Annotated in this window: 6 protein-coding genes; 2 read left to right on the top strand and 4 right to left on the bottom strand. The window is 70.1% G+C overall.

Features of this window, described 5'->3' with window-relative positions:
• Nucleotides 1-48: 48 nt before the first annotated feature.
• Nucleotides 49-1,263, top strand: a complete 1,215-nt coding sequence (locus J1M36_RS10625; RefSeq protein ID WP_206479912.1) for a DUF4032 domain-containing protein — start codon at nucleotides 49-51, stop codon at nucleotides 1,261-1,263.
• On the opposite strand, the gene J1M36_RS10620 is transcribed toward J1M36_RS10625, so the two are convergent.
• Genes J1M36_RS10620 through J1M36_RS10605 form a run of 4 tightly spaced genes read right to left on the bottom strand, consistent with a single transcriptional unit; the run spans nucleotide 1,260 to nucleotide 5,940 of the window.
• Nucleotides 1,260-1,880, bottom strand: a complete 621-nt coding sequence (locus J1M36_RS10620; RefSeq protein ID WP_064846614.1) for a TetR/AcrR family transcriptional regulator — start codon at nucleotides 1,878-1,880, stop codon at nucleotides 1,260-1,262. The genes J1M36_RS10625 and J1M36_RS10620 overlap by 4 nt on opposite strands.
• Nucleotides 1,881-1,882: 2 nt before the next feature.
• Nucleotides 1,883-2,698 (bottom strand): ferritin-like domain-containing protein, encoded by an 816-nt coding sequence (locus J1M36_RS10615; RefSeq protein ID WP_206479514.1) that lies wholly within the window; start codon nucleotides 2,696-2,698, stop codon nucleotides 1,883-1,885.
• Between the two features lie 3 nt (nucleotides 2,699-2,701).
• Nucleotides 2,702-4,960 carry an HAD-IB family hydrolase gene (locus tag J1M36_RS10610; RefSeq protein ID WP_206479512.1) on the bottom strand — a complete coding sequence of 753 codons (2,259 nt, stop codon included), beginning with the start codon at nucleotides 4,958-4,960 and terminating at the stop codon, nucleotides 2,702-2,704.
• Nucleotides 4,957-5,940 (bottom strand): hypothetical protein, encoded by a 984-nt coding sequence (locus J1M36_RS10605; RefSeq protein ID WP_064846611.1) that lies wholly within the window; start codon nucleotides 5,938-5,940, stop codon nucleotides 4,957-4,959. The genes J1M36_RS10610 and J1M36_RS10605 overlap by 4 nt, the downstream gene beginning before the upstream one ends.
• Before the next feature lie 97 nt (nucleotides 5,941-6,037).
• Between J1M36_RS10605 and J1M36_RS10600 the strand changes: the two genes are divergently transcribed.
• Entirely contained in the window at nucleotides 6,038-6,820 is a 783-nt protein-coding gene (locus J1M36_RS10600) for an SDR family NAD(P)-dependent oxidoreductase (protein WP_206479510.1), read from the top strand.
• Nucleotides 6,821-6,907: the final 87 nt, after the last annotated feature.

Raw genomic sequence — 6,907 nt, 5'->3', positions numbered from 1 at the left:
CCCGAGCCCGCGGCGCCGAGCCCCCCGCCCGCTCACCGCGGTGTCTCCATCAACACGGCCTTCCCGGAGCCGGGCCTGCTGGACCTGCCGTGGGACACGCCCCTTGAGGACTGGCCCGAGCAGGTGCTCGCGGCGTACCCGCGCGGGATCTCTCGCCACGTGGTGCGCTTCGCGCGGGTCGGGGAGAAGGTCGTGGCGGTCAAGGAGACCACTCAGTACTATGCCCGGCGCGAGTACGGGCTGCTGCGCAAGCTCCAACGCATGACCACGCCCTCCGTGGTCCCGGACTCGGTGGTCACGGACCGCTACTCCCCCGACGGCGAGTTGCTGCCCGCCGCGCTCGTCACGGAACACCTGAGTTTCTCGTTGCCCTACCGCACGATCTTCGAGCAGGTCCCCTCACCGGGGACCATCGACCGGTTGGTGGACGCCCTCGCGTCCCTGATCGTGCAACTGCACCTGTCCGGTTTCTACTGGGGGGACGTGTCCCTGTCCAACACGCTGTTCCGACGCGACGCCGGGGAGTTCGCCGCCTACCTCGTGGACGCCGAGACCGGCGAACTGCACCCGCAGCTCACGCGGGGTCAGCGCGAGTACGACATCGAGCTCGCCAGGACCAACGTGGCCGGTGAGGTCATGGACCTGCTGGCCGGGGAGCACATGCAGCAGCGCCTGGCCCAGGCCGGGGTGGATCCGGCCTCGGTGGACCCGTTCGCGGTCTCGGAACGGCTCGTGGACACCTACACCGGGCTGTGGGACGAGCTGACAGCGACCGAGACCTTCCCCGTGGGTGACCGGTGGCGGGTCCAGGCGCGCGTGCAACGGCTCAACGACCTGGGCTTCGACGTGGAGGAGGCCTCCATGGACGCGGACGAGTCTGGTCAGGTCCACCTGCGCCCGCGGGTCGTGGAACCGGGCCACCACGCGCGCAGGTTGTTGCACCTCACGGGGTTGAACACCCAGGAGAACCAGGCCCGGCGCATCCTCACGGACATCGACCAGTTCGGGCACGCGCTCTACCCCGGTCTGCCCGAGGACCTCACCGCCCAGTTGTGGATGCGCGAGATCTTCGTGCCCATCATGGCGGCCGTTCCCGCCGGGTTGCGGCGCAAACGGGAACCGGCGCAGATGATCCACGAGGTGCTCGAGCACCGCTGGTTCATGTCGGAGAAGGCCGGCAAGGATGTCCCCACGCAGGACGCCGTCCAGGACTACGTGCAGTCCTACCTGACCGAACGCCCGGACGAGAAGGACGTGTTCTAGTCCGCCGCGGGTCGCGTGGTGATCAGGTCCGTGACGGCGCGGTGCACCCGCGCGGTCCAGTTCTCGTCCAGCGAGCCGTAGCGCGCCACGTGCGCGTACGCCGCCCCCAGGATGAAATCCACGACCATGTCCAGGTCCACGGTGTCCCGGATCAGTCCCCGGTCCTTGTCCCGTTGCAACAGTTTGCGCAGCGCATCCAAGCGTGGGCGCACCACGGTGGCCCGCAGCACCTGCGCAGTGGCCGAATGTGGTTCCTGCAGCAGGGTGATGGCCACGCCGAGTCCCATGTCCCGCAGGAGAATGTCCACGGCCGCGGTGAGCGCCTGCTCCCACGTGGCGTCCGGCGCCAGCGGTGCGGTCGCGGTGACCGTGTGCTCGAGCGCGGCCTCCAACAGTTGCGTGCTGTTGGCGTAGCGGCGGTAGATCGAGGTCTTGGCCACGCCGGTGCGCGCGGACACCGCCTCGATCGTGACCCGCCGGGGCCCGCCCTCCCGGAGCAGGCGCAACGCCCCCGCCACGATCTTGCGATCGGTGCGGGCCGTGCGGGGGTCCACGGAAGCGGCGTCGGCGCGTTCGGGCGCGGACGCGGATCGCGAACCAGCGGGGTGCGCGTTCATGATCAGGCGGGGACGGTGTCCCGGACGGGCGCCTCGCGGGCCGGCGCCGTGGCCCTGCGGAAGATCTGCAGTCCCGCCATACCGGGCAGTCTGGCGATGTTCGCGTCCAACCGGTCGATCTCGTGGGCCCCGCCCCCGCCACCGAAGAGGTGGCGCATCACGTGGCCCACCTCGCGGTCGTCCATGACCCCGGAGCCCACGGGGGCCCAGAACTTGCGCAGGGCGAAGCGCGTGAGGCGCTGGGCCTTGCGGGACGCTTCCAGGCGGCGTCGTGCCTGGGTCGCGTAGAAGGCCACGTGGCGGGACTCCTGGTGGGCGATCCGCTGCAGCAGCACCGCGAGCACCGAGTGCTTCTCGAGGGACGCCATGCGCCGGTAGGCCGCCACGGCGGACCACTCGTTGGCCGCGCCCCACGCCATGTGCGTGGCGATGAAGTCCACGCCCACCATGTTGGACAGCAGCGACTGCTTGAGAGGCTTGAGCGACTCGGACCAGCCGAGCTTCATGCGCTTGGCCTTGATCTCGTCGTAGTCCACCACGATCCCGTGCATCCCGAGCACCTCCGCGAGTGCCTCACCGTGCCAGTACTCCTCCCGGTTCCACATGGTCATGAAGGTGGAGACGTCCTGGTCCTGGTGGGACGGCGTGACGAGCATGTCCCGCATGTAGCACACGGTGTGGTATTCGACGTCGCACATGTAGCGCAGGCAGCGCAACGAGTCCTCGGACAGCGGGTTGGTCAGGAACTCGTCCATGTCCAGGTCCGACCACTTGACCCGCGCCGAGGTCTCCGCGAACTTGTCGATGTTGAACGCCATGAATCAGACCTTCCTCCAGTCCTCCACGGGCCAATGGGCCTTCTTGGCACGCCGGTACAGGGGCAGGTCGGGGTTCACCGCGTACGGGTGGCCCACGAGGGACAACCAGCTCACGTCCGCCACGGAGTCCCCGTACCCGTACGAGCGGCTCAGGTCCAGGCCGTGGTCCTGCGCGTAGCGCTTGAGCCACTGCGCCCGGGCCTCATCCACGAGCGGCGGGGCCGCCAGGTACCCGGTCAGCACGCCGTCCACCTGGTCCATCCGCCCGGCCACGACGTCGTCGAACAGTTCAGCGACGGGGCTCACGAGCAGGTCCAGGGACCCGGTCACGAGCACCGTGCGGTGCCCCGCACGCCGGTGTTCCTCGATCCGTTCGAGTGCTCCCGGGCGGATGCTGTTCTCCACGACCCGGCCGAGCGACCCGTTCATCAGTTCCTCGACCCGCGCCACGGGCACGCCCGCGTAGCGGCGCAGGAACGCCCGGATGAACTCGCCCCGATCGCGCCGTTCCGCCTTGATGTAGGTGGGGGCGTTGCCGAACAGTTCGGTGAGTTCCGCGGGCCACTGCAGCGGGCTCAGCTCCCGGCGGCGCAGTTGCGCGTACTGGGTGATGATGTTGCCCGAGGCCACGGTGCCCTCGAGGTCGAACACGGCCACGACGTCCGTGCCCTCGTTCAGTCCCCGACTGCGCACGGCCCGCTTGCGCGACGCCGCCTTGGCCCGGGTGTACGCACGGGTCATCTCGGTCAGTGCGGGCAGGTGCACTCTCTGCCAGTAGTCCCGCCAGTCGATAGCCCGCACGTCGAAGTGCTGGTCCTCGGGCGTGCCCTGCGGCAGGGAGCGGTCCAGTTGCCGCGTGTGGGTGTCGTCGAAGATCATCTCCGTGCGCGTGTAGTTCTGGTACAGGTCCACGTAGGTGCGCAGCGAGCCCAGCCCGGTCTGCATCCGGTGCAGGGAATTGGTCCACTCGCGTGTGCGCGCCGTGGCCGGCAGCACCGAGCTCAATCGGCTCCCCGCGGCGGCCAGTTTCTCCTTGACCGCGAGCCCGCGTTCCATCGAGTTGTTCGCGGGGAACTTCCACTCGGGCACCGCGATGGGATTGCCATGGGAGTCCTCGAGCGGGCGCTCGCGGAAGTACGAGCGCACGCTCTCGTACATCTGGTGGAACGGCAGGGGGTTCGAGGCCCCCGAGCACACCTGGTAGTACCGCGCTGCCGGATCCTGGGCGTCCCGCAGCGTGGGTACCCCATTGGCTTCCCGGTGCCCCTCCCTCACGAGGGCCACGATCGCGTTGACCACGAAGTCCACAGGGATCACGTCCAGCACCGAGTCCGGCAGGCCCGGGAACTCGGGCAGCGCGCCCTTCGCGTACGCCATGATGAGCGGGTCCGCGACCTTGTAGCCGTCGATCCACCCCGGGAAGGGGTGACGCAGGGCGGACTCGATGATGGACGGGCGCACGATTGACAACGGGTGCCCGGCTCCGGCCCACTTCTGCTCCGCCACACGCTCGCCCAGGGCCTTGGTGAACGTGTAGATGTCCGTCCACCCCAGGGACTGCGCGCGCGTGCGGCCGTGGTCCACGAGCCGGGAGCGCACCCACTCCAGGCGTGCTTCCTCGGCGGCGCGGGCCACGGACTTGGGCCCCTCCTTGCCGCGCGTGCTCGTGGCGCGCCGGATGAACGACTCGAGACGCTCGGGTGAGCGGGACTCCACCTGGGCGGTGTCCGCGGCGCGGACGGCGTCGTCGTACTCCACCTGCCAGTCCACGTCGTGATCCACCGAGGCCTCCGGGCGCAACCCCTTGGCGATCCCGCCCACGTAGCACGTGGACACGTGGATCACGTGGGGGTCCTGACCCGTGCTGCGCAGCGCGTCGTAGAGCCCCACGGCGCCACCCACGTTCGTGCGGAACGCCTCGTCGATGGGCGGGTCGAACGAGACCGTGGACGCGGAGTGCACCACCACGTCGAAGGGTTCCGCGATCTCCCGCAGCCCCGTGAGGTCGCCCTCGAGCACGCTCGTGCGGGCGTCGAAGATCTCCTGAGCGCGTTCCGGGCCCACGGCGTCCCGCCAGGTCTTGAAGGACGGCTTGCGCAACAACTGCTTCAGGCGCGCCTCACCGGACTGCGTGCCCTTGGGTCGGACCACCGCCGTCACGTGGATGTCGTCCGAGCCGGAGAGCAGGCGCTCAAGGACGGCCTGGCCCAGGAAGCCCGTGGCCCCCGTGAGCAGGACGCGAGTCGTGGTGGTCTGGGTCAACGGGATCCTCCGGTGCTTGGGAACGGGTGCGCCGTGGGCGCGGTGGCCACCCGCGCCGACCGCGACGCGGGTGGAAGGGTCTGGTGGGGAGCGTATCGGCTCAGTCGCCACTCGCGTTCCACGGCCCGGCGCAGGGGTTCGCTGCCCGCGGTGCCCGGCGTGGCCTGCAAGGGCTCGTCCGCGAGCGCGAACAGTTCGCGTCGCTGCGCGACCGTGGGCGCCAGGTCCCGCAGGAACCGGCGCGCGTGGGCGTGGGACAGGCCCACGGGCCGCAGCGGGTGGAATGCGAAGGTCAGGTAGGCGCGGGCGAAGCGCTGGGCGCGCGGGTCGGTACGGACCCGCGCGGTGGTCTCCTCGGCGAAGAAGCGTTCGTGGGTGGCCTTCACCTCGGCCACGCGCCGCAGCAGCGAGGACAGTTCCGGGTGCCCGGCGCGGCGTACGAGCATCCGCAGGACCGCGCGGGTGCTCGCTTCCTGGGACCAGCCGCGCGCGGTCTGTCCCGCGACCACGGCCTCCCCGGAGAAGTTGGTCCACACGGAGTCCACCATGGGCGAGAGGTTGTCCAGGGCGGTCTCGACCCGCTCGACCCACGAGTGCTCGGGCGGCTGGGGAGCCCCGGCGTGCGGTCCGTGGGCGTCCAGGACGGCTTGATAGGCGTCCGCGATCCAGTGCCGCTCGTACGCCCACGTGGTCAGGAACGCGGCGACCCGCGACTCCTTGTTGGTGTAGCTGACCACCACGGAACGCACCTGGCCCATGGTGGAGCGTTCCATGTCCCGCAGGTAGCGCAGGTCCTCGAGCACGGCCGGGTCCAGGGGTGCGCGGTCGAAGGCGGCGAGGTCCAGCTGGGGTCGGAGGCTGCCCTGCGCGCGGTACGTGAAGTCCTTGACGTCGAAGCCCGAGCGCAGCACGATCGGCTGTTCCACGGGCCCGTAGAGCCGACCCTGGCGATGCCGGGCGAGGTAGGACTGCTGGCTCACGGGACGCTCCTTCGATACTCCGTCATGGCTCGCCGAGGGGCGCTCACGCGGGGCCGGGGGACGCTGCGCTACGCCTACCGTAGTGTATCTTAGTGGCATGCTTACCGCTCTCGTGACCGGTGGGACGTCAGGCATCGGTGCCGCGTTCGCACGTTCCCTCGCCCGCAGAGGCTTCAACCTGGTCCTGGTGGCCAGGGACACGCAACGGCTCGAGAGCACCGCCCGGGAGCTCGGCGCCGCACACGGGATCCACGTGGAGACGCTGACCGCCGATCTGGCCGAGACCGAGGACCTGCTGCACGTGGCCGAGCGGCTCGAGGACCCCGATCGTCCCGTGGACATGCTCGTGAACAACGCGGGCTTCTCAGTCAAGGTGCCCTACACCGCCCAGGACTTCTCCCAGCACGAGGCCGGTTTCCAGGTCATGTGCGCGGCCGTCGCGCGACTCTCGGGGGCCGCGGCCCGTGCCATGACCGCCCGCCACTCGGGGTGGATCGTCAACGTCACCTCCACCTCGGGCTGCGTGACCATGGGCGACTACTCCGCGATCAAGGCCTACGCGACCGCCATGACCGAGTCGCTCGCCGTGGAGCTGCACGGCACGGGGGTCCACGCGACCGCCCTGCTGCCCGGGTGGGTCCGCACCGAGTTCCACAGCCGCGCGGGCATCACCGGCTCCTCGATCCCCGACTTCATGTGGCTCGACGCGGACCGGCTCGTGGAGGAGGCCCTCGCGGACGTGGCCCGCGGCAAGGTGATCTCGGTGCCCACACTGCGCTACAAGGTCATGGTCACCGCACTGCGCCACCTCCCGCGCCCCACCGTCCGGTGGATCTCCCGTCAGATCTCGAGCGTCCGACGCCGCGAGCTCCAGGCCTGATCCCATGGCACCCCAGGATTCCTCCCCGCAGCACGACGGCACTCCCGCCCGGCGTCCGCGCGCCGCGTCCCGCCAGCGCCCCGGCTC

It is taken from the genome of Kocuria sp. KRD140 (assembly GCF_017168375.1).
Taxonomy (GTDB): domain Bacteria; phylum Actinomycetota; class Actinomycetes; order Actinomycetales; family Micrococcaceae; genus Kocuria; species Kocuria marina.
This window is presented reverse-complemented; position numbering and strand designations above follow the sequence as displayed.

Excerpts from the sequence above, each read along its gene's own strand:
- J1M36_RS10620 (WP_064846614.1), bottom strand. The coding sequence starts at position 1,880 with ATGAACGCGCACCCCGCTGGTTCGCGATCCGCGTCCGCGCCCGAACGC.
- J1M36_RS10615 (WP_206479514.1), bottom strand. The coding sequence starts at position 2,698 with ATGGCGTTCAACATCGACAAGTTCGCGGAGACCTCGGCGCGGGTCAAG.
- J1M36_RS10600 (WP_206479510.1), top strand. The coding sequence starts at position 6,038 with ATGCTTACCGCTCTCGTGACCGGTGGGACGTCAGGCATCGGTGCCGCG.